The following is a 19,993-nucleotide window of genomic DNA, read 5'->3' as shown; positions in this document are numbered from 1 at the left end:
CCTATTTCCCAGTCCACTGGGCACACAGCCGGTCGCGGTTCCGCGCGAACCAGCCCAGCGCGATGATGGCGATGGAGTTGTTGAGCTGGTTCCCGTCGAGCAGCCGGATCGCCTCGTCCGCCGGAACGACCATGATGCGGATGTCCTCGTGCTCGTCCGCGCAGCCGCCGGTTGCGGCGAGGCCCCGGCTGTCCACCCGCCCGCAGAAGACGGTGACATGCTCGTCGTAGGCACCGGGGCTGGGGTAATAGTCGCAGATCGTCTCAATCTCCTGGACGGCGCAGCCGGCCTCCTCCATGGCCTCGCGCCGCGCCACCTGTTCGGGCGTCTCACCTTCGTCCAGCAGGCCGGCGACGATCTCCGTCAGCCAAGCCCGCCCGCCCGCCGAGGCCGAGCCCACCCGGAACTGCTCGATCAGGACCACGCTGTCGCGCTCCGGATCGTAGAGCAGGACGCCCACCGCCTCGCCGCGCACGCAGACCTCGCGCGGCGGCAGGACGCCGCTCCAGGACCCGTCGAACCTCTTGTGGCGCAGGCGGTAGACGTCGACCTTGAGATAGCCGTCGTAGGCTCTCTTCTTCTCTAGGACCTCGATGTCCGGATGATCCACGGGCTGCACTCCTTGGCTTGCTGTGCGGGCACGGTCCAAGGATGTAGCGCATCCGCCCAGCCGGGGCGAGGTGACCGAACAGTCTCTCAGAAGGTCGGGTTCAGCTTCAGCGTGCTGTAGCGGTCGGCGGAGGGAACGGCGACCGGCTCCAGCTTGGGACCGCGCAGCAACTCCAGCGGAACGGTGACGCCGGCGGGGCCGAGACCCCAGACCTTGCGGTAGAAGTCCGCCAGCCCCTTCGGCCTCTGGCCGGCCACCCCGACGATCATGTCGCCCGGCTGGATCCCCACGGTCGCGGCCGGGCTCTGCGGGGTGACCCGCTCGACCATCAGGCGGCCCTGCTCCTCGCGCAGCGTGACGCCCAGCCAGGGGCGGGCCGGCTCCTGCCGCCGCCCGAAGGCCAGAAGGTCGGCCAGGATCGGCTTCAGCGCGGAGACCGGAACGAACATGTTGCCGGGAATGCCGCCATGGGCCGGCATCGCGTCGCGCACGATCAGCGAGCCGATCCCGACCAGTTCGCCCTTGCGGTCGATCAGGGCGGCGCCGTTGAAGCCCATGATCGGCGGGGTGGTGAAGATCGCCTCGTCCAGCAGATACTCCCAATAGCCGGCGAACTCGCGCTTCGCGGCGATCAGCACCGGCTGCACCCCGGTGGAGCCCTGCCGGGTGAGCACCATGGCGCGCTCCCCTTCCTTGATCGCGTCGGAGTCGCCAAGCCGGACCGGCGCGGCGCTGAAGCCCATGCCGGCGCGCAGCAGCCCAAATCCGCTGGCCTGATCGTAGGCCACGAACTCCGCGGGGTAGCCGCGCCCCTCGCCGGTGGTGACCTGGAGCTGCGACGCCTCCAGGATCGTGTAGCCGATGGTCAGGATCAGCCCGGAGCCGTCGATGACGACGCCGGTGCCCTCGCGCTCCGTGCCGAGCGAGCGGGCGCTCTGGCTGTCGGGAAGGATGGTGGCGGAGATGCGGACCAGGGCACCCGCCAGCTTCGCTGCGTCGAGTTGGTCCGCCCGTGCCATGGTGACGGGAAGAAACGCCGCGAAAATGGCGGCAAACAGACTTGCCGGGAAGACGAAGGTCCAGGGGATGCGGCGCCAGCGACCCGTCATGCTTCCCTCCCGTGCCGGAGTCGAGTCGGGCGGAACGCCGGACTGCTCGATCCCCGAACTAAACATGAGGGGCGCCGCGCAACCATCAAGGGCCTCTCCGATTCGACCGGAGTCCCTGGTCCGAGCCGTGAAACCTCCGCCGGCCGTGCAGCGTTACCCGTGGCAACGACACCACGAAGGACGGGACCGATGCCCATCAACAACGAACGCGAACTTGAGCAGGCGGTGGCGGAGTTCCAGCGCCTCGCCGACGAGCCCGCCGGCTCGTCCGGCGAACGCCGGAAGCTCGAACTGGATGCGGACATCAAGGCCTTCTACGCGCAGCACGCCGACGACATGCGCAAGGGCAAGCCGCGCCACGAGTGACGCTCGGTCTCCCCGGACCGCGCATTTCTTCATCGACGCGGAGGGGGCGGCTGACCGACACTGCCGCCGCTCCCGGGCCGGGTCGCCGGGCCGGGACGCGGCCGTTGTATGGAAGGAGCGCGTCCCCACGATGAAGCGAATCGACAATTGCTACACCTGCCTGTTCTGGGAAGGGCAGGGCATCCGCCAGAGGGGACCGAAGGGCCTGTGCCGCCGCTTTCCGCCGCAGGTGACGCCGCGCGACACGGAGGGGCGCTTCCCGATCACCCTGTCGACCGACTGGTGCGGCGAATGGAAACGCGACATCGGTGACCCGGCCGGCGAGGCCGCGGACAACCGCCTGATCTACGACGACCCGCAGCCCCGGTAAACGAACCGGCCAAGTGGCGCACGGTGGCGGTGCGGGGCGCGCTGGTCCGACCGGTCGACAATCACACCGTCGCTTCGGCAGCGGTTCGCCGGTGGCTCACCGGGGCATCGGCGCGACCACCATGGACCGCTGGTTTTCCGGCAGAACCGAATCCCCGCGGACCAGCATCCGATGCCAATCGACGCCGAGCAGGGCGACGGCCAGGGCCATGGACAGGACGATGACTGCCACCGCGCCGACCCATCCGCCATTGTCGTCGCGTCCGCTGGGCCGCGAAGAGGTGTTCTGGGAGGTGAGTGGTCGCGAAAGGAGTGGGAAGATCGTCATGGGTCGCCTCCACCGATGAACAGGCGCAATCCCGACTCGTAGTGTCAGCGAGGTCAGTGTAACGCCGTGAGGCGGGGCGGCGCATCAAGCCTTCGGTCGGAACGCCCATTCCTTCGGATGATGCCGGAAGCCATGGCGCGGAATTCCGCTATGAGAAAAGGCCGAGTCCGCGAGGACTCGGCCTTTTTCATCGAAGTGGCTCCCGGTGCTGGACTCGAACCAGCGACACGCGGATTAACAGTCCGCTGCTCTACCGACTGAGCTAACCGGGATCAGTCTGACCGGGCTTTGCGAGGCGCATCGTCCGGCGTGGGCGGTGATATAGCGGACCCTCAGGCGCTTGCCAAGTCTTTTGATGGCAAAAATTCGACCGCCAAGGCGGGGCAGGGGATCGGTCCGCACACGCTGCGAAAACGCAAAAAGCACCGGGCCGTTCGGGCGCGATGCTTTTGGAACGCTTTGATTTCGCTGATGTCTCAGCCGCATCAAGGATGGAGGCACGGGCGGGAATCGAACCCACGTACACGGATTTGCAGTCCGCTGCATCACCACTCTGCCACCGCGCCATCCTTGCGTCCGGCACCCCCTAGCGGGAGCGCCGCGGCGTGGGAGCGGACGTATACTGCTGTTCACGGGGGTGGTCAAGCGCCTTTGTGGCGTTTTCCGCCGAACCGGTGCGGCGTTGTGTTCGTGGGACTTTGAAGATATATACGCGACGAGGCAGCGAGGCCGCGCACCACGGCTTGGCGCCGCGCTCCGTCCACCAGATTGTAAGCGACCGCCATGTCCGAATACGCCGCCGCCCGCCTCAACATGGTCGAAGGGCAGATCCGACCGAACAAGGTGACCGACCAGCGTCTGGTCGACGCCATGCTCGACATTCCCCGTGAACAGTTCGTGCCGAAGGCGGCGCGCGGCATTGCCTATGTGGACGAGGATCTCGCCATCGGCAAAGGCCGCTATCTGATGGAGCCGATGGTCTTCGCCCGCATGCTCCAGGAAGTGGGCATCGACGCGACCGACGTCGTGCTCGACATCGGCAGCGGCTCCGGCTACTCGACCGCCGTGCTGGCCCGCCTCGCCGCGACCGTCGTCGGCATCGAGTCCGACGCCGAGCTGGCCGGGCAGGCCACGGAGGCGCTGACCGCCGTCGGTGCCGACAACGCCGTCATCATCATGGCGCCCCTTGCCGAGGGCTATCCGCAGCAGGCCCCCTACGACGTGATCGTGATCGAAGGCCTGGTGTCGGAGGTGCCGGACGGCATCCTGGCCCAGCTGGCCGAGGGCGGGCGTCTGGTGAGCGCCGTCATGGGCGACCGTGGGGTTGGCGAGGTGAAGCTCTTCCAGCGCAGCGGCGGCGTCACCTCGGCCCGCACGCTGTTCGAGGCGCACACGCACCCGCTGCCCGGTTTCGAAGCCAAGCCGAAATTCGTATTCTGATCCCAGAGTGAGTGATCCCAGGGGCCTCGGCCCCTGTCGACCCGACCCCCAGCCTGTCACCTTGCCTTTCACCGGCCGCCGTCCTGCGGCCCGCAGCGGAGAATCAAGGCATGCCGGCGCCGTTTGACATGGAAGTCGAAGACCTCGACCGCATCCGGACCTCCGGCGGCGATCCGCTGGTGCTTGACGTACGGGAACCGGGGGAGGTGGCCATCTGCGCCCTTCCCGACAGTCTCCACATTCCGATGGGGGCGCTGCCCGCCCGCGTCGGGGAGTTGCCGCGGGACCGCGACATCGTGGTCGTCTGCCATCACGGTGGACGCAGCGCGCAGGTGACCATGTGGTTGCGTTCCCAGGGGTTTTCCCGCGCCACCAATCTGAATGGCGGGGTGGATGCCTGGGCGCGCCGAATCGACCCGAACATGAAGGTCTATTGAACATGACTGTGCGAAGCCGTTTCGCGCGCCATTTGATGGCGACCGCCCTCACGCTGGGGGTTGCCTTCGTCGGGGGCATCGACACCGCGTCGGCCCAATCCCTCGAAGACGCGCTAGCGCAGGCCTATTCCAACAATCCGGCGCTCGCCGCCCAGCGCGCCCGCCAGCGTGCCGTGGACGAAGGCGTCCCGCAGGCCCTGTCCGGCTACCGGCCGACGGTGCGGGCGACCGCGGGGATCACCCGCAACGCCACCGACAGCACCTTTCAGGGCGGCGAAACCGGTTCCGAGAACAACGCCAAGAGCGTCGGCGTCTCCGCCACCCAGCCGCTCTACGACGCCACGGTAGGTCCGGCCGTCCGCCGCGCCGAGCGCACCGTCGAGGCGCAGCGCGCCACCGTGCTCGCCAACGAGCAGCAGATCCTGCTGAACGCCGCGGCGGCCTATCTGGACGTCGTCCAGAACCAGGCGGTGCTGGAGCTTCAGGCGAACAACGAGCAGGTCCTGCGCCGTCAGCTCGACGCCGCCCGCGACCGCTTCCGCGTCGGCGAATACACCCGCACGGACGTCAGCCAGTCCGAATCGCGTCTGGCCGCCTCCATCGCCGCCCGCATCTCCGCCGATGGCACGCTCCAGGCGTCGCGCGCGACCTACGAGCGCGTCGTCGGCTCGATGCCCGGCAAGCTGAAGGCGCCCAAGCCGAAGTTCAAGCTGCCGGGGACGCTGGACGAGGTCGTCGAGATGGCCCGCTCCAACAACCCGTCGGTGCTGTCGGCCACCTACACCGAGGCGGCGCAGCGCGAGGCGGTGGACCAGCAGTTTGGCCGCCTGCTCCCGTCGGCCAACCTGTCGGCCCAGGCGACCCGCACCATCGATGCGGGCCGTTCGTCGGGCATCGACATCAAGCGCCAGGACGGCGCCCAGCTGACCGCGCAGATCACCATCCCGCTCTATCAGGCCGGCCTGCCGGAAGCGCTGACCCGCGAGGCGAAGCACACGGCGAATCAGGCCCGCCTGCAGATCGACGACACCCGCCGCCAAGCGGTGGAGGCGGCGATCAGCGCGTGGCAGGGGCTGCAGGCCGCCCGGGCGAGCATCGAGTCCTACAACTCCCAGATCCGGGCCGCCGAGATCGCGCTGGAAGGCGTGCGGCAGGAGGCCCAGGTCGGTTCGCGCACCGTGCTTGACGTGCTGAACCAGGAGCAGGAACTGCTGAACGCCCGCGTCAACCTCGTCCGCGCCCAGCGGACCGAGATGGTCCAGGCCTTCACGGTTCTCGGCGCCATCGGCCAGTTGACGGCGCGGCAGCTCAACCTGCCGGTCCAGTATTACGACGCCGACACGCACTACAAGCAGGTGCGCAACAAGTGGATCGGCACCGGCGTTCCCGAGTGATCACACTTGAATGCCCCATCCTGGGTGATCGTTCCCGGATGATCGAAACGGCCCGCTTCGGCGGGCCGTTTTTGTCTGGTGGCTTTTTACCCAGTCCTGCCCTAGTGTCCGCGTCAGGATGACGTCTCCGGGTTTGCCACGATGAGCGATAAAGGCCAGCAAGAACCGTCGATGGAGGAGATCCTCGCCTCCATCCGCCGCATCATCTCGGAGGATGGCGAACCCGCGAAGGCGGAAGCGGCGCCCCCTCCGCCACCGCCCCCACCACCACCTCCTCCGCCGCCACCGCCCCCTCCGCCGCCGCCTCCCATGGAGGAGGATGACGACGACGTTCTGGAACTCACCCAGATGCTGCAGGACGACGGGCGGAACGAACCCGACGAGCCCGACCCGTGGCGCGACGAACCGGCCTTCGGCGGCATGGCCGACCCGGAGCCGGTCTTCCACGACCCCGACCCCGAACCGCCGCCACCGCCGCCGCGTCCGGCGGTGAAGCGTCCGGCGCCGGCCTTCGACGATTTCGACGACGACGAGCCGCCCCCGCCGCGGCCGCGCATCCGTCAGTCGGACCTCGACAACGGGCTGATCTCCCGCCGGGTCGCCGAGGAATCGTCCCATCATTTCACGCATCTGGCGCGCCAGCTCGGCGATGACCTGTCGATCGGCCCGATGCCCGTCGGCGTGCGCACCGTGGAGGAGGTCGTCCGCGAGCTGTTGAAGCCGTTGCTGAAGGAGTGGCTGGACGAGAACCTGCCGACCATCGTCGAACGGCTGGTGCAGCAGGAAATCGACCGGATGATCCGGCGGTCCCAGAAATTCTGAGCGGCGTCACGCCCGCCACGCATTCCGGCCACGCATTCCGTTTGAATTCGTAAGCGAAAGTTCCTGGTGATGTTGGAAAAGACGTACCGGCCCGCCGAGGTCGAGGAAAAGCACTACCGGCTGTGGGAAGAGACGGGCGCCTTCGCGGCGAAGACCGAGTCGAACGGCAAGCCCTACACCATCATGATGCCGCCGCCGAACGTGACCGGCAGCCTGCACATGGGCCACGCGCTGACCTTCACGCTCCAGGACGTTCTGACCCGCTACAACCGGATGCGCGGGCGCGACGCGCTGTGGCAGCCGGGCACCGACCACGCCGGCATCGCGACGCAGATGGTCGTGGAGCGCAACCTCGCCAAGGAAGGCAAGACGCGCCACGATTTCGGCCGCGACGCCTTCATCGACAAGGTGTGGGAGTGGAAGGCCGAATCGGGCGGCACCATCACCCGCCAGCTGCGCCGGCTGGGCGCCTCGCCCGACTGGCCGCGCGAGCGCTTCACCATGGACGAGGGGCTGAGCCGCGCCGTCCGCAAGGTGTTCGTGGAGTTGCACAAGCAGGGGCTGATCTACAAGGACAAGCGGCTGGTCAACTGGGACCCCAAGCTGCACACCGCCATCTCCGACCTCGAGGTCGAGCAGAAGGAGATCAAGGGCAACCTCTGGCACTTCCGCTACCCGATCGAAGGCGAGGCGGACCGCTTCATCGTGGTCGCCACCACGCGCCCCGAGACGATGCTCGGCGACACCGGCGTCGCCGTGCATCCGGAAGACGAGCGCTACAAGGACTTGATCGGCAAGAACGTCGTCCTGCCGCTGGTCGGCCGCCGGATCCCCATCGTCGGCGACGAGTACGCCGATCCGGAAACCGGCTCGGGTGCCGTGAAGATCACCCCGGCGCACGACTTCAACGACTTCGAGGTCGGGCGGCGCAACAACCTCGCGGCCATCAACATCATGGACCGCGACGCCCGCATCACCGGCGACGAGGTTCCCGAGGCCTACCGCGGGCTCGACCGCTACGAGGCGCGCAAGAAGGTCGTGGCCGAGCTGGAGACGCTGGGCCTGCTGGAGAAGATCGAGCCGCACACCCACATGGTGCCGCACGGCGACCGTTCCGGCGTCGCCATCGAGCCCTGGCTGACCGACCAGTGGTACGTCGACGCCGCCACGCTCGCCAAGCCGGCCATCGAGGCGGTGGAGACCGGCAAGACCGTGTTCGTTCCCAAGCAGTGGGAGAACACCTATTTCGAATGGATGCGCAACATCCAGCCCTGGTGCATCAGCCGCCAGATCTGGTGGGGCCATCAGATTCCCGCCTGGTACGGCCCGGACGGCCATTTCTTCGTCGAGGAGACCGAGGCGGCGGCCATCGCCGCGGCCAAGGCCCATTACGGCGAGGACGTGGCGCTGACCCGCGACCAGGACGTTCTGGACACTTGGTTCTCGTCGGCCCTGTGGCCCTTCTCCACGCTGGGCTGGCCGGACGAGACTCCGGAGCTGGCGCGCTATTACCCGACCGACGTGCTGGTGACGGGCTTCGACATCATCTTCTTCTGGGTTGCCCGGATGATGATGATGGGCCTGCACTTCATGAAGGACGTGCCTTTCCGGACGGTTTACATCCACGCCCTGGTCCGCGACGAGAAGGGCCAGAAGATGTCGAAGTCCAAGGGCAACGTCATCGACCCGCTGGAGCTGATCGACCAGTACGGCACCGACGCCCTGCGCTTCACCCTGACGGCCATGGCCGCCCAGGGCCGCGACATCAAGCTGGCGGTCAGCCGCGTCGAGGGCTACCGCAACTTCGCGACGAAGCTGTGGAACGCCGCGCGTTACACCCAGATGAACGGGGTGGCCCCGGTCCCCGGCTTCAAGCCGGTCGGGCTGACCCAGACGGTCAACCGCTGGATCGTCGGCGCCCTGGCGGAGGCGGCGAAGAAGGTCGGCGAGTCCATCGAGGCCTACAAGTTCAACGAGGCCGCCAACACCGCCTACGCCTTCACCTGGGGCACCTTCTGCGACTGGTACCTGGAGTTCACCAAGCCGATCCTGAACGGCTCCGACGAGACGGCCATCGCCGAGACGCGGGCGACCACCGCCTGGGTGCTGGACGAGATCCTGCACATGCTCCACCCGCTGATGCCCTTCATCACGGAAGAGCTGTGGGAGCAGCTCTCCACCGACCGGGCGAACCGCCTGATCTCCGCCCGCTGGCCGGAGCATGGCGCGGAGCTGATCGACCCCGCCGCCCGCGATGAGATGGATTGGGTGGTGCGGGCGATCTCCTCGGTCCGCTCCATGCGGTCGGAGATGAACGTGCCGCCCGCGGCGCAGATCGAGCTGAAGCTGAAGGACGCCGGTCCGGAGAGCCTGAAGCGGCTGGACACGCACCGCGACCTGATCCTGCGCATGGGCCGTCTGTCCAGCGTCGAGCCGCTGTCCGGCCCGGTGCCGAAGAGCGCCGTCCAGGCCGTGCTGGACGAGGCCACGCTGATCCTGCCGCTGGAAGGCATCGTCGATCTCGACAAGGAGCGGGCGCGCCTGACCAAGGAGATCGAAAAGCTGTCCGGCGAGATCAAAAAGATCGACGCCAAGCTGTCGAACGAACAGTTCGTCGCCAAGGCGCCGGAAGAGGTGATCGAGGAGCAGCGCGACCGCCGCGACACCGCGGAACAGGCCCGCGACAAGCTGCAGAAGGCGCTGGAGATGCTGGCCGCGTAAGGCCAGTCATCTGGACCAAAAAAGCGAGAAAGGGCAGGGGCTTCGGCTCCTGCCCTTTCCTTTTGTCTGAAGAATGCCGGACCGCGCGGCGCCTCAAATCTTGATGGAGGAGACGAAGCGGTCGGCGTCGGCTTCGAGCTGCCGGAGTTCGTCCGCCAGCTGGGCGGCGGAGTAGATCATCTCGATGGCCGACTTGCCGGTCTCCGCGGCGGTGATCGCCATGGTGCTGACGCTCTCGGTCACCTCATGGGTGTTGTCGTTGGCCCGGCCCACGGCGCCGACGATCTCCTCGGTCTGTTCGAGCTGGTCGCGCACGGCGGCGGACACGTCCTCCGACAGGTGGGCGACCTCCTCCACGGTGGTCCGAATGGCCCGGATCGCCTCGACGACGGAACCGGTGGCCTCCTGGATCGCGCCGACCTGACCGGCGATGTCTTCGGTCGCCTTGGCGGTCTGGTTGGCCAGCACCTTGACCTCCGACGCGACGACGGCGAAGCCCTTGCCGGCCTCTCCGGCGCGGGCGGCTTCGATGGTGGCGTTCAGGGCCAGCAGGTTCGTCTGCCCGGCGATGTCGTTGATCAGCCGGACGATCTCTCCGATCCGCTGCGAGCTGTCGGCCAGCGCCGCCACCGCCGAGTCGCTCTGCCGGGCGTGATCCACGGCGCGGCGGATCGCCGTGCTGGACGTGGTCACCCGCCCGCCGATCTCGCCGATGGAGGCTGAGAGGGTGCGCGACACGTTGTTGACGATGCCGACCACCTCGGAGGTCTGCTCCGCCTTCTCCGACGTGTCGAGGGCCTGCTCCTTCATCTTCTCTGCGGTGTCGCGCAGGATGTGCGCGCCGTTGCGGATCTGGTCGGCGGCGTGGCTGACCGTGTGGAGCACCCTTCCGAAGGCCGAATCGAAGTCGTGGGCGATGGCGCGCAGTGCGTTTTCGCGCTCTTCCTCCGCCCGCCGTTCGGCCCGGCGCGACTCCTGCTCCAGCTCATGCGTGCGCTGAAGATTCTCCTTGAACACACTGACGGCACGGGCCATAGCACCGATCTCGTCGCGCCGCCCGGTCTCCGGTACGGTGGCCGTCCGGTCGCCGCCGGCCAGCCGCTCCATCACGCCCTCGATCAGGCGCAGCGGCCGGGTGATGCTGCGGGCGACCAGCAGACTGATGACGGCGAAGCCGACCAGCAGGACGGAGCCGACCTGGAGCACGTTGGCGATCACCTCGCCGCGCACCCGATTCTGAGTCTCCACCGCCCCGGCCATGCCGGCGTTGGCCGACTCCAGCAGGGCTTCGAAGCGCGGCACCATGGCCTGGAAGGCATCGTTGAAGGTCTGGACCTCGGCCCGGAACGCCTTGGTGGCGTCCACGAAGCGGCCGAGGTAGGTGCGGTAGGTGCGGGCCTGCTTCTCCAGCTTGGTCTGGGTCGCCGTGTCCAAGCCAGAATCGGCGAGGAAGAAGGTGAATTCGTTGAAGGCCTTGCGGTGGCCGGACAGCAGCGATTCGTCGCTGTAGATGATGAAGTCCTTCTCCATCTTCCGCATGGACTCCATGCGGCCGGTCAGCTTGTCGGCGTTCGGCCACTGCTTCAACTCGTCCTCGATGGCGCGGGCCGAGGCGCGCAGGACGCCGCGCAGGCCGCTGTCGTCGGACAGGCCCAGTTCCTTTGCCCGCGCGACCACCGACGAGAAGCGCTCCTTCAGCGTGCCGATGCCCTGCGACAGATGCTCCAGCTCCTCCTGCGGCAGGCGCTCCACGCCGCGTTCCTTGAGATCGTCCAGCAGGCGCGAGGCTTCCTCGGCGTTCTTCGCGAAGGCCTCGGCCGCCGTCTCGTCACGGTCGGCCACGAAGCGCAACGCCTGGAAGCGCAGACGGCTGGCCCGGCGCTCGATGGCGGCGGTGTGCTCGTAGGCGTCGCGGAACTGGTCCAGTTCGGCGGTCGCCTCGAACATGCGCTGGGCGCCGACGGTGACCGTCCCGCCCAGCAGGCCCAAGGTGACCACGGACGCGGCGACCAGCAGCGCGATTCGCGTGCCGATGGAAATGTTCGACAGCATATGCGGTAAATCCTTGGTTGCGCCGCGGACCTTACGCGCCGCCGAAGACGCCGCTGTTACGGATTGATGGCGGATTCGTTACCGTGCCGTCGCCCCCTGGGCATTCATGGTGAACGCCCGTATCTAGAAACCGCTGGAAATCGAAAGGGGAGGTCGGCTGTTGTCCTTCGTGCTGTCGAAGCTGCTGTGGCTCCTGGTCTCGCCGGGCAATCTGCTCGTGCTGATCCTCACCGCCGGGACGGCGCTGCTGTTCACCCGCCGTCTGGCCCATTGGGGGCGGCGGCTGGTCGTGGCGGTCACCGTCGGCTTCGTCGTCGTCATGGTCACGCCGATCGCCTCCTGGGTCGCGCTGCCGCTGGAGGAGCGCTTTCCCCGACCCGACCTGCCGGAGCGGGTGGACGGCATCATCATGCTGGGCGGGGCGGTGAACCCGCCGATCACCCGCGACCGCGGCGAGCCGTCCGTCAATGACGCGGCGGAGCGTATCCTGGGTTTCGCCGAACTGATCCGCCGCTATCCGCAGGCGCACGCGGTGTTCACCGGCGGCTCGGGACGGCTGGCCGGGCAGGACGCCCTGGACCTGCGCGAGGACCTCGCGGTCCGCGGCGCGCTTCGGCAGGTCGGAATCGACCCGGACAGCGTGACCTACGAGAACGAGTCCCGGAACACCTGGGAAAACGCCCTGTACAGCCAGCGGCTCGTCAAGCCGAAGCCGGGGGAGACCTGGGTCCTCGTGACCTCGGCCATGCACATGCCGCGGTCGGTCGGCATTTTCCGGCAGGTTGGCTGGGAGGTGATTCCCTATCCGGTCGATTACCGCACGCGCTTCGGTGGACGGCCCTTCGTCCGCTTCGAGTTCGACAAGCAGATCGACGCGCTCCAGGACCCGATCCGCGAATGGATCGGCCTCGTCGCCTACCGCCTGATGGGGCGGACCGATGCGCTGTTTCCGGGGCCCGCCCATGACCGCACTGCAGCACAGGCGGGCTCCTGAGGGGTGTTGCGCGGTTGGCGCGGCGAGGTAACTCGGCTAGAGTGGCGCCACCAGATTTAGCGGGGTGGGACCATGCGACGCGCGCATATGCTGAGGGGGGCAGTCGTGCTCGCAGGAGCGCTGACGCTCGCCGCCTGTGCGTCCGCGCCGCCCGCGCCATCCTCGTCCGGACTGCCGCGCAGCGGCGTCTACAAGGTCGGCAAGCCCTATCAGGTCAATGGCGTCTGGTATTATCCCGCCGAGGATTACTCCTACAGCGAGACCGGGATAGCCTCCTGGTATGGTCCGGGATTCCACCAAAAGGTCACCGCCAACGGCGAGGTTTACGACCAAAATGAGCTGACGGCCGCGCACAAGACCTTGCCCATGCCAAGCCTCGTGCGCGTCACCAATCTCGACAACGGCCGGTCGCTGGTTGTTCGCATCAACGACCGCGGCCCCTACGCCAACGGGCGAATCATCGACATGTCGCGGCGCGGCGCGCAATTGCTTGGGTTCGAAGGCACCGGCACGGCCAAGGTGCGCGTGCAGATTCTGGCGGAGGAGAGCCGCGCGGTCGCCGCAGCGGCCCGCCAAGGCACGCCGGCCCCGATGCTGGCGGAACTGGACGGCCCACCGCCGAAGGCCGCCCCGCGCAGCGCGGTGGAGGTCAACGGCGCCGCCCGAGCCACTCCCGCCGCGGTCACCCGCGCGCCGGTGCCGCCACCCACGACGGTGGCCGGCGATATGGTGGACGGCCGCTTCGTTCCGGCCCCGGTGGTCGCCGAGCTGCCGGTGAAGCCCTACGAGCAGATCTACGTGCAGGTCGGCGCCTTCGGCAGTCCGGACAACGTCACCCGCGTGCGCGCCCGTCTGGCCTCGCTCGGCCAGCAGGCGCAGGTCACCCAGACGGTCGCCGGACGGCAGCGTCTGCAGCGGGTGCGGGTGGGGCCGCTGGCCAGCGTGGAGTCCGCCGACGCCGTTTTGAGCCAGATCCTCCAAGCCGGCCTTACCGACGCCAAAATCGTGGTTGATTGATCACCTCCGAGCCCAGTCCAAGCTTGGCCCGGCACCGGGCCTCGTTCCGTTTCTTGTCTTGTCCAGTCCGCGTTTCGAAGGGAGTTGTCATGGTCGCTGTCGTCCGCACCCGCGTTGCCCGCACCCGTTTCACCATGGGCCTTGCGGTCGCGCTGTTCGCGGCGGGGGTGGGGCCGGTGGCTCACGCCGCCAGCATCGAAACCATCGCCAAGCAGGCGATCCTGGTCGATATCACCTCGAACACCGTTCTGTTCGAGAAGAGCCCGGATCAGCGCATGGCGCCGTCCTCGATGAGCAAGATCATGACGATGTACATGGTCTTCGACTCGATCAAGGAAGGCCGGCTCACGCTGGAGAGCACGTTGCCGGTGTCGGAGCGCGCGTGGCGGATGCAGGGCTCCAAGATGTTCGTGGAGCTGCACAACAACATCAAGGTCGACGACCTCATCAAGGGCGTGATCGTGCAGTCGGGCAACGACGCCTGCATCGTCTTCGCCGAAGGTCTCGCCGGTTCCGAATCGGCCTTTGCCGAGCGCATGAACAAGCGCGCCCGCGAATTGGGTCTGAAGGACACCAACCTGACCAACGCGACGGGCTGGCCCGACCCGAACCACTACATGACCGCCCGCGACCTCTCGATCCTGGCCGAGCATCTGATCAAGGATTTCCCGGAGTTCTATCACTACTACTCGATCCGGGAGTTCAAGTACCACGGCATCAACCAGGGCAACCGCAACCCGCTGCTCTACCGTGGCATGGACGTGGACGGCATGAAGACCGGCCACACCGAGGCCGGAGGCTACGGCCTGACCGCCTCGGCGGAGCGCGAAGGGCGCCGTCTCGTCCTGGTTGTCAACGGGCTGCCGAGCATGCAGGCCCGCGCCGACGAATCGGCCCGGTTGATCGAATGGGGCTTCCGTGAATTCGCCACCTACGCCCTGTTCAAGGCAGGCGAGACGGTCGATCAGGTGCCGCTCTGGCTGGGCGCGCAGGACAGCGTGCCGGTCACCGTGCCGGAGGACATGAAGGTCACCATGGCCCGCGCCGACCGCAGCGGCATGAAGGTGTCGCTGGTCAGCAACGCCCCGGTCGCCGCGCCGGTGAAGAAGGGCGACGTGGTCGGCAAGGTGGTGGTGTCGGCGCCGGGCTTCCCAGGCAAGGAGTTCCCGGTGGTCGCCGCCCAGGACGTCGAGAAGCTGGGCTTCGTCGGCCGCGCCCTGGCGGCGGCGAAGTTCCTCATTTTCGGGGCGAGCTGATTGGTGTAAGCCGGCCCATCGCCACCGGAATCCGGAAGGCGGCTGGCCTCATCACCATCGGGAGCAGACCATGACGCGCGGGCGGTTCATCACGCTGGAGGGCGGCGAGGGGGCGGGCAAGACCACCCAGATCCGCCTGCTCGCCGACGCGCTGATCGGTTGGGGAAAGCGGGTCGTGCTGACCCGCGAGCCCGGCGGCTCGCCGGGGGCCGAGGAGATCCGCGGCCTGCTGGTGTCGGGGGAGACCGGGCGCTGGGGTCCGGTGACCGAGGCGCTGCTGCACACCGCCGCCCGCCGCGACCATCTGGAGCGCACCGTCTGGCCGGCGCTTGAGGCCGGGCACTGGGTCATCTGCGACCGCTTCTTCGACAGCACCATGGCCTATCAGGGCTACGGGCTGGGGCTGGGGCGCGATCTGGTCGCCACGCTCCAGGCCACGGCCCTGGGCGACTTCCGGCCCGACCTGACCCTGATCCTCGACCTGCCGGTGGAGGACGGGCTGGCCCGCGCCGCCGCCCGGCGCGGCGGGGAAGACCGCTATGAGCGCATGGACGTCGCCTTCCACCACCGCCTGCGCGACGGCTTCCTCGACATCGCCGCGCGCGAGCCGGAGCGCTGCGCGGTCGTCGACGCCGGACACCCCGTGGAAACGGTGCAGGCGGCCATTCTCGACCATGTGACCCGCCGGCTGGGAGCCTCCTGAGGTGAGCCGCGCCCGCGTGCCCGAACCGGTCGCGGAGGAGGACGCCCTCGCCCCGCGCCGCAATCCCGATCTGACCGGCCATGACGACGCCGAGCGCCTTTTGCTCGACGCCTGGAACTCCGGCCGCCTGCCGCACGCCTGGTTGATCGGCGGTCCGCCGGGGATCGGCAAGGCGACGCTGGCCTTCCGCTTCGCCCGCTTCGTCCTGTCCCAGGGGCACGAGCCGCCGGACACCGGCCTGTTCGGTGCGCCGCCTCCTCCGGCCTCGCTGGCGCTGACTCCCGACACCCCGGTCTTCCGCCGGGTGGCGTCGGGCGGGCACGCCGACCTGCTGACCGTGGAGCGCCAACGCGACGAGAAGCGCGACCGGCTGAAGCGCGACATCGCCGTGGACGACGTGCGCAAGATCGGCCCGTTCCTGCGCAAGACCGCCGCCGAGGGCGGTTGGCGCGTCGCGGTGATCGACGGCGCGGATCGCATGAATCTCAGTGGCTTGAACGCCATTCTCAAGATTCTGGAAGAGCCGCCGCCGGGCGCCTTGCTGCTTCTGGTCAGCGACAATCCCGGTGGTATGCTACCCACCATCCGTTCGCGCTGTCGCAAGCTGACGCTTCAACCGCTTCCTGAGGAAACGGTCCTCAACCTGTTGGCCCAGCATCGTCCGGACCTCGGCGACGAAGACCGGGCGGCGCTCGCCCGGCTGGCGGAGGGCAGCATTGGCCGGGCCATCGGGCTTGCCGAGGCCGGTGGGCTGGACCTTTACCGCGAGCTGATCGGCCTGCTCGGCACCCTGCCGCGGCTCGACATCACCGGCGCCCACGCCTTCGGCGACAAGCTGACCCGCAAGCAGGACGACGGGCTGTACGAGACGGCCACCGATCTGCTCGTCTGGTGGCTGGCCCGCTTCGTCCGGTCGCTGGCCCGCGGCGCCTGGCCGGCGGAGGTGGTGGCCGGGGAGGCCGCCCTGATGACCCGTCTGGCCAACGCCCGCGGCCTTGAACGTTGGGTGGAGGTGTGGGAAAAGGTCCAACGCCATTTCGCCCGTGCGGAATCCGCCAATCTCGACCGCAAACAGGTGGTCCTGAACGCCTTGGCGACGCTGGAAGCGGCTGCTACTTAACACGGACGACACACCACGCCCATCCGGACCGGCGACGCGCCGGGCCGGCGCATTCTCGGGAGAGCCTCTGCCATGACCGGGTCGAAGACCTTCTACCTGACGACTCCGATCTATTACGTGAACGACGTGCCGCACATCGGGCACGCGTACACCACGCTCGCCTGCGACGTGCTGGCCCGCTTCATGCGGCTGGACGGCTATGACGTGAAATTCCTCACCGGCACCGACGAGCACGGCCAGAAGGTGGAGAAGTCCGCCATGAACGCCGGCATCGCGCCGCAGGAATTCACCGACCGCGTGTCGAAGAATTTCCGCGACCTCGTCTCGCTGATGAACTTCTCCAACGACGACTTCATCCGCACGACGGAGCCGCGGCATCTCGCGTCGGTGCAGGAATTGTGGCGCCGTCTTGAATCGGCCGGTGAGATCTATCTCGGCAGCTACGCCGGCTGGTACTCGGTGCGCGACGAGGCGTTCTACGGCGAGGACGAGCTGACCACGTCGCCGTCGGGCAAGAAGATCGCCCCGACCGGCGCGGAGTGCGAATGGGTGGAGGAGCCCTCCTACTTCTTCCGCCTCTCGGCTTGGCAGGACCGCCTGCTGGAGTTCTATGAGCAGAACCCGGACTTCATCGCCCCGGCCGGCAAGCGCAACGAGGTCGTCGCCTTCGTGAAGTCGGGGCTGAAGGACCTGTCGGTCAGCCGCACCACCTTCAAGTGGGGCATTCCGGTGCCGGGCAACCCCGACCACATCATGTATGTCTGGCTGGACGCCCTGGCCAACTACATCACCGCGGTCGGCTTCCCGGACGAGGGTGGCGAGTACGCCAAATACTGGCCAGCCAACCTGCACATGGTCGGCAAGGACATCCTGCGCTTCCACGCCGTCTATTGGCCGGCCTTCCTGATGGCCGCCAAGCTGGCCCCGCCCAAGCGCGTCTTCGCGCACGGTTGGTGGACCATCGAAGGCCAGAAGATGTCGAAGTCGCTGGGCAACGTCATCGCGCCGGAGACGCTGGTCAACACCTACGGCCTGGACCAGACCCGCTACTTCCTGCTGCGCGAGGTGCCGTTCGGCAACGACGGCGACTTCTCGCACAAGCAGATGGTTCAGCGGATCAACGGCAACCTCGCCAACGACTATGGGAACCTCGTGCAGCGCTCGCTGTCGATGATCGGCAAGAACTGCGGGGCCGCCGTGCCGCAGCCGGGCCCCTTCACCGAGGCCGACAACGCCCTGCTCGGTGCCGCCCACAACCTGCTGCCGATCGTCCGGGCGGAGTTCCAGGCGCAGGCCTTCCACAAGGCGCTGGACGCCATCTGGGCGGTGATCGGCGACGGCAACCGCTACGTCGACGAGCAGGCGCCCTGGGCGCTGAAGAAGACCGATCCCGCGCGCATGGCCACCGTGCTGTACGTGCTGGCCGAGACCATCCGCCAACTCGCCATCCTGACCCAGCCGATCATGCCGGAAGCCTCGGCGAAGATCCTGGACCAGCTGGCGCAGGGGCCCGACGCCCGCGGGTTCGACCGGCTGGGGGCGGGTGGGGCGCTGATCCCCGGCACGCCGCTGCCCACGCCGCAGGGCGTGTTCCCCCGCTATGTGGACGAAGCGAAGAGCTGACGAACGATGCTGGTCGATAGCCACTGCCATCTCGACTTTCCCGATTTCGCCGAGGAGCTGGACGCGGTCGTCGATCGCGCCCGGCAGGCGGGGGTGGGGCGGATGGTGACCATCTGCACCTACCTGTCGCGCTTCGACCGCATCCTGGCGGTCGCCGAACGCTACGACGACGTGCTTTGCTCGCTCGGCGTCCATCCGCATCAGGCGGCGGAGGAGATCGCCGGGGTGTCCGTCGAACGCCTCGTCGAGCTGTCGAAGCATCCGAAGGTGATCGGGCTGGGCGAGACCGGGCTCGACTACTTCTACGACAAGAGCCCGCGCGACGTTCAGCAGGAGTGCTTTCGCCGGCACATCCGCGCCAGTCTGGAGACCGGCCTGCCGCTGATCGTGCACACCCGCGACGCCGACGACGACACCATGCGGATCGTCCGCGAGGAGGCCGCCGGCCAGCCGGTCAACGGCTTGTTGCACTGCTTCAGCTCCGGCCGGCAACTCGCTGAAGAAGCACTGGATTTCGGTTTCTACATTTCCCTGTCGGGGATCGTCACCTTCAAGAAGTCGGAGGACCTCCGCGCCATCGTGAAGGACGTTCCGCTCGATCGGATTCTGGTGGAGACGGACGCGCCCTATCTGGCGCCGATTCCGTTCCGCGGGAAGCGCAACGAGCCGGCCTACGTTGCCCACACCGCGGCCTGCGTCGCCGAGGTCAAGGGCATGGACGCGGCGGAGATGGCCCGGATCTCCAGCGAGAACTTTTTCCGCCTCTTCCCCCGCGCCGGCTCGGCCGAACGGGCCGTTGCATGAACGGTCAACGGGTCACGATCCTCGGCTGCGGCGGATCGCGGGGCGTCCCCGTGATCGGTCTCGGCTGGGGCGCTTGTGACCCGGCGAACCCCCGGAACCGTAGGATGCGCCCATCCATCCTGGTGGAGTGGGAGCACGGCCAGGGGATCGGACCGGAGGCCGGGCAGGGCGGCCGTCTGGAGAGCGCTGTCAGCGTCCTGGTCGACACCTCGCCGGACCTGCGTCAACAACTCCTCAACGCGGATGTGCGGCGGGTGGACGCCGTTCTATGGACCCACCAGCACGCCGACCACGCCCACGGCATCGACGAGCTGCGGGAGCTGTGCCGGGCGATGCACGCACCCATCGACGCCTATGGCCGCGCCGAAGACCTCGCGGAGTTAGAGCGGCGCTTTGCCTACTGCTTCGACCCCTTGCGCCCCGGCGATCCCTTCTACCGTCCGGTGCTGACGCCCCACGCGGTGGAAGGCCCGTTCACGGTGCGTGGCCAGCGGATCGTGCCGTTCGAGCAGGATCATGGCTACTTGAAGACTCTCGGCTATCGGTTTGATAAATTTGCTTATTCGACCGATGTTGTGAGATTGGATGATGATGCCTTCGCGGCGCTTGAGGGGGTCGAGGTGTGGGTGGTCGATTGCGCCCGGATCGAGCCGCCGCATCCGGTTCACGCCCACCTCGCCCTGACGCTGGAGTGGATCGCGCGGGTGCGCCCCAAGCGGGCCTACTTGACGCACATGGACCAGACCATGGACTACGACACGCTCCGCCGGCTGCTGCCCACCGGTGTCGAGCCCGCCTACGACGGGCTCGTCATCGAGCTTTGATGTT

General features: G+C 67.8%; 19 protein-coding genes and 2 tRNA genes. 15 read left to right on the top strand and 6 right to left on the bottom strand.

The window, feature by feature from the left end; genetic code table 11:
• Window position 1: 1 nt before the first annotated feature.
• Both FBZ83_RS17380 and FBZ83_RS17375 read right to left on the bottom strand, forming a co-directional pair.
• Window positions 2-610 carry an NUDIX domain-containing protein gene (locus tag FBZ83_RS17380; protein WP_145686234.1) on the bottom strand — a complete coding sequence of 203 codons (609 nt, stop codon included), beginning with the start codon at window positions 608-610 and terminating at the stop codon, window positions 2-4.
• Between the two features lie 86 nt (window positions 611-696).
• Window positions 697-1,719, bottom strand: coding sequence for a S1C family serine protease (locus FBZ83_RS17375; RefSeq protein ID WP_145686232.1), 1,023 nt, complete (start codon window positions 1,717-1,719; stop codon window positions 697-699).
• Between the two features lie 189 nt (window positions 1,720-1,908).
• Between FBZ83_RS17375 and FBZ83_RS31485 the strand changes: the two genes are divergently transcribed.
• Both FBZ83_RS31485 and FBZ83_RS17370 read left to right on the top strand, forming a co-directional pair.
• A complete protein-coding gene (locus FBZ83_RS31485; protein ID WP_186466118.1) occupies window positions 1,909-2,085 on the top strand; it encodes a hypothetical protein in 177 nt (58 codons plus the stop codon).
• 130 nt (window positions 2,086-2,215) lie between these two features.
• Window positions 2,216-2,455: a hypothetical protein gene (locus FBZ83_RS17370; RefSeq protein WP_014240444.1), complete on the top strand. Its 240-nt coding sequence runs from the start codon at window positions 2,216-2,218 to the stop codon at window positions 2,453-2,455.
• Between the two features lie 96 nt (window positions 2,456-2,551).
• Here the strand turns inward: FBZ83_RS17370 and FBZ83_RS32355 are convergent, their stop codons facing one another.
• From FBZ83_RS32355 to FBZ83_RS17360, 3 genes are all read right to left on the bottom strand, one after another.
• Window positions 2,552-2,686: a hypothetical protein gene (locus FBZ83_RS32355; protein WP_282186904.1), complete on the bottom strand. Its 135-nt coding sequence runs from the start codon at window positions 2,684-2,686 to the stop codon at window positions 2,552-2,554.
• Window positions 2,687-2,978: 292 nt separating this feature from the next.
• Window positions 2,979-3,054, bottom strand: a tRNA-Asn gene (locus tag FBZ83_RS17365).
• Between the two features lie 220 nt (window positions 3,055-3,274).
• A tRNA-Cys gene (locus FBZ83_RS17360) sits at window positions 3,275-3,348 on the bottom strand.
• Window positions 3,349-3,565: 217 nt separating this feature from the next.
• On the opposite strand from FBZ83_RS17360, the gene FBZ83_RS17355 reads away from it, so the two are divergent.
• The 5 genes from FBZ83_RS17355 (at window position 3,566) to FBZ83_RS17335 (ending at window position 9,596) form a co-directional block, all read left to right on the top strand.
• Window positions 3,566-4,222 carry a protein-L-isoaspartate O-methyltransferase family protein gene (locus tag FBZ83_RS17355; protein ID WP_145686230.1) on the top strand — a complete coding sequence of 219 codons (657 nt, stop codon included), beginning with the start codon at window positions 3,566-3,568 and terminating at the stop codon, window positions 4,220-4,222.
• A 110-nt stretch (window positions 4,223-4,332) separates the two neighbouring features.
• The gene (locus tag FBZ83_RS17350; protein ID WP_094302098.1) at window positions 4,333-4,659 is read left to right on the top strand and encodes a rhodanese-like domain-containing protein; all 327 of its coding nucleotides are present in this window, start codon (window positions 4,333-4,335) and stop codon (window positions 4,657-4,659) included.
• A gap of 35 nt (window positions 4,660-4,694) precedes the next feature.
• Window positions 4,695-6,053 carry a TolC family outer membrane protein gene (locus FBZ83_RS17345; protein ID WP_247888343.1) on the top strand — a complete coding sequence of 453 codons (1,359 nt, stop codon included), beginning with the start codon at window positions 4,695-4,697 and terminating at the stop codon, window positions 6,051-6,053.
• 141 nt (window positions 6,054-6,194) lie between these two features.
• Window positions 6,195-6,875, top strand: a complete 681-nt coding sequence (locus FBZ83_RS17340) for a DUF2497 domain-containing protein (protein WP_145686225.1) — start codon at window positions 6,195-6,197, stop codon at window positions 6,873-6,875.
• A 69-nt stretch (window positions 6,876-6,944) separates the two neighbouring features.
• Window positions 6,945-9,596 (top strand): valine--tRNA ligase, encoded by a 2,652-nt coding sequence (locus tag FBZ83_RS17335; protein WP_186466117.1) that lies wholly within the window; start codon window positions 6,945-6,947, stop codon window positions 9,594-9,596.
• A gap of 93 nt (window positions 9,597-9,689) precedes the next feature.
• On the opposite strand, the gene FBZ83_RS17330 is transcribed toward FBZ83_RS17335, so the two are convergent.
• On the bottom strand, window positions 9,690-11,648 hold the full coding sequence (locus FBZ83_RS17330; RefSeq protein ID WP_145686207.1) for a methyl-accepting chemotaxis protein: 1,959 nt from the start codon (window positions 11,646-11,648) through the stop codon (window positions 9,690-9,692).
• A 169-nt stretch (window positions 11,649-11,817) separates the two neighbouring features.
• On the opposite strand from FBZ83_RS17330, the gene FBZ83_RS17325 reads away from it, so the two are divergent.
• The 8 genes from FBZ83_RS17325 to FBZ83_RS17290 all read left to right on the top strand — a co-directional run bounded on the left by FBZ83_RS17325 (window position 11,818) and on the right by FBZ83_RS17290 (window position 19,989).
• Window positions 11,818-12,642, top strand: coding sequence for a YdcF family protein (locus tag FBZ83_RS17325; RefSeq protein WP_247888369.1), 825 nt, complete (start codon window positions 11,818-11,820; stop codon window positions 12,640-12,642).
• A 105-nt stretch (window positions 12,643-12,747) separates the two neighbouring features.
• The gene (locus FBZ83_RS17320) at window positions 12,748-13,659 is read left to right on the top strand and encodes a septal ring lytic transglycosylase RlpA family protein (RefSeq protein ID WP_247888342.1); all 912 of its coding nucleotides are present in this window, start codon (window positions 12,748-12,750) and stop codon (window positions 13,657-13,659) included.
• An 89-nt stretch (window positions 13,660-13,748) separates the two neighbouring features.
• Window positions 13,749-14,915: a D-alanyl-D-alanine carboxypeptidase family protein gene (locus FBZ83_RS17315; protein ID WP_145686180.1), complete on the top strand. Its 1,167-nt coding sequence runs from the start codon at window positions 13,749-13,751 to the stop codon at window positions 14,913-14,915.
• Between the two features lie 70 nt (window positions 14,916-14,985).
• The gene (tmk, locus tag FBZ83_RS17310) at window positions 14,986-15,618 is read left to right on the top strand and encodes a dTMP kinase (RefSeq protein ID WP_145686177.1); all 633 of its coding nucleotides are present in this window, start codon (window positions 14,986-14,988) and stop codon (window positions 15,616-15,618) included.
• A 1-nt stretch (window position 15,619) separates the two neighbouring features.
• The gene (locus FBZ83_RS17305; RefSeq protein ID WP_145686175.1) at window positions 15,620-16,738 is read left to right on the top strand and encodes a DNA polymerase III subunit delta'; all 1,119 of its coding nucleotides are present in this window, start codon (window positions 15,620-15,622) and stop codon (window positions 16,736-16,738) included.
• A 72-nt stretch (window positions 16,739-16,810) separates the two neighbouring features.
• The gene (gene metG, locus FBZ83_RS17300; protein ID WP_145686173.1) at window positions 16,811-18,361 is read left to right on the top strand and encodes a methionine--tRNA ligase; all 1,551 of its coding nucleotides are present in this window, start codon (window positions 16,811-16,813) and stop codon (window positions 18,359-18,361) included.
• A 6-nt stretch (window positions 18,362-18,367) separates the two neighbouring features.
• Window positions 18,368-19,165: a TatD family hydrolase gene (locus FBZ83_RS17295; RefSeq protein ID WP_145686171.1), complete on the top strand. Its 798-nt coding sequence runs from the start codon at window positions 18,368-18,370 to the stop codon at window positions 19,163-19,165.
• Window positions 19,162-19,989 carry an MBL fold metallo-hydrolase gene (locus FBZ83_RS17290; protein WP_145686169.1) on the top strand — a complete coding sequence of 276 codons (828 nt, stop codon included), beginning with the start codon at window positions 19,162-19,164 and terminating at the stop codon, window positions 19,987-19,989. Before FBZ83_RS17295 ends, FBZ83_RS17290 begins: the two co-directional genes overlap by 4 nt.
• The last annotated feature ends 4 nt before the right edge of the window (window positions 19,990-19,993 follow it).

Source organism: Azospirillum brasilense, assembly GCF_007827815.1.
Taxonomy (GTDB): Bacteria; Pseudomonadota; Alphaproteobacteria; order Azospirillales; family Azospirillaceae; genus Azospirillum; species Azospirillum brasilense_C.
Note: the sequence above shows the minus strand (reverse complement) of the source record. Positions and strands in the feature narration are given on the sequence as shown.

What these genes read in the sequence shown, in the direction of transcription:
- FBZ83_RS17370 (WP_014240444.1), top strand. Translation starts at nt 2,216, where the DNA reads ATGAAGCGAATCGACAATTGCTACACCTGCCTGTTCTGGGAAGGGCAG.
- FBZ83_RS31485 (WP_186466118.1), top strand. Translation starts at nt 1,909, where the DNA reads ATGCCCATCAACAACGAACGCGAACTTGAGCAGGCGGTGGCGGAGTTC.
- tmk (WP_145686177.1), top strand. Translation starts at nt 14,986, where the DNA reads ATGACGCGCGGGCGGTTCATCACGCTGGAGGGCGGCGAGGGGGCGGGC.
- metG (WP_145686173.1), top strand. Translation starts at nt 16,811, where the DNA reads ATGACCGGGTCGAAGACCTTCTACCTGACGACTCCGATCTATTACGTG.
- FBZ83_RS17375 (WP_145686232.1), bottom strand. Translation starts at nt 1,719, where the DNA reads ATGACGGGTCGCTGGCGCCGCATCCCCTGGACCTTCGTCTTCCCGGCA.
- FBZ83_RS17335 (WP_186466117.1), top strand. Translation starts at nt 6,945, where the DNA reads ATGTTGGAAAAGACGTACCGGCCCGCCGAGGTCGAGGAAAAGCACTAC.
- FBZ83_RS17290 (WP_145686169.1), top strand. Translation starts at nt 19,162, where the DNA reads ATGAACGGTCAACGGGTCACGATCCTCGGCTGCGGCGGATCGCGGGGC.
- FBZ83_RS17295 (WP_145686171.1), top strand. Translation starts at nt 18,368, where the DNA reads ATGCTGGTCGATAGCCACTGCCATCTCGACTTTCCCGATTTCGCCGAG.
- FBZ83_RS17355 (WP_145686230.1), top strand. Translation starts at nt 3,566, where the DNA reads ATGTCCGAATACGCCGCCGCCCGCCTCAACATGGTCGAAGGGCAGATC.
- FBZ83_RS17330 (WP_145686207.1), bottom strand. Translation starts at nt 11,648, where the DNA reads ATGCTGTCGAACATTTCCATCGGCACGCGAATCGCGCTGCTGGTCGCC.
- FBZ83_RS17340 (WP_145686225.1), top strand. Translation starts at nt 6,195, where the DNA reads ATGAGCGATAAAGGCCAGCAAGAACCGTCGATGGAGGAGATCCTCGCC.
- FBZ83_RS17315 (WP_145686180.1), top strand. Translation starts at nt 13,749, where the DNA reads ATGGTCGCTGTCGTCCGCACCCGCGTTGCCCGCACCCGTTTCACCATG.
- FBZ83_RS17350 (WP_094302098.1), top strand. Translation starts at nt 4,333, where the DNA reads ATGCCGGCGCCGTTTGACATGGAAGTCGAAGACCTCGACCGCATCCGG.
- FBZ83_RS17345 (WP_247888343.1), top strand. Translation starts at nt 4,695, where the DNA reads ATGGCGACCGCCCTCACGCTGGGGGTTGCCTTCGTCGGGGGCATCGAC.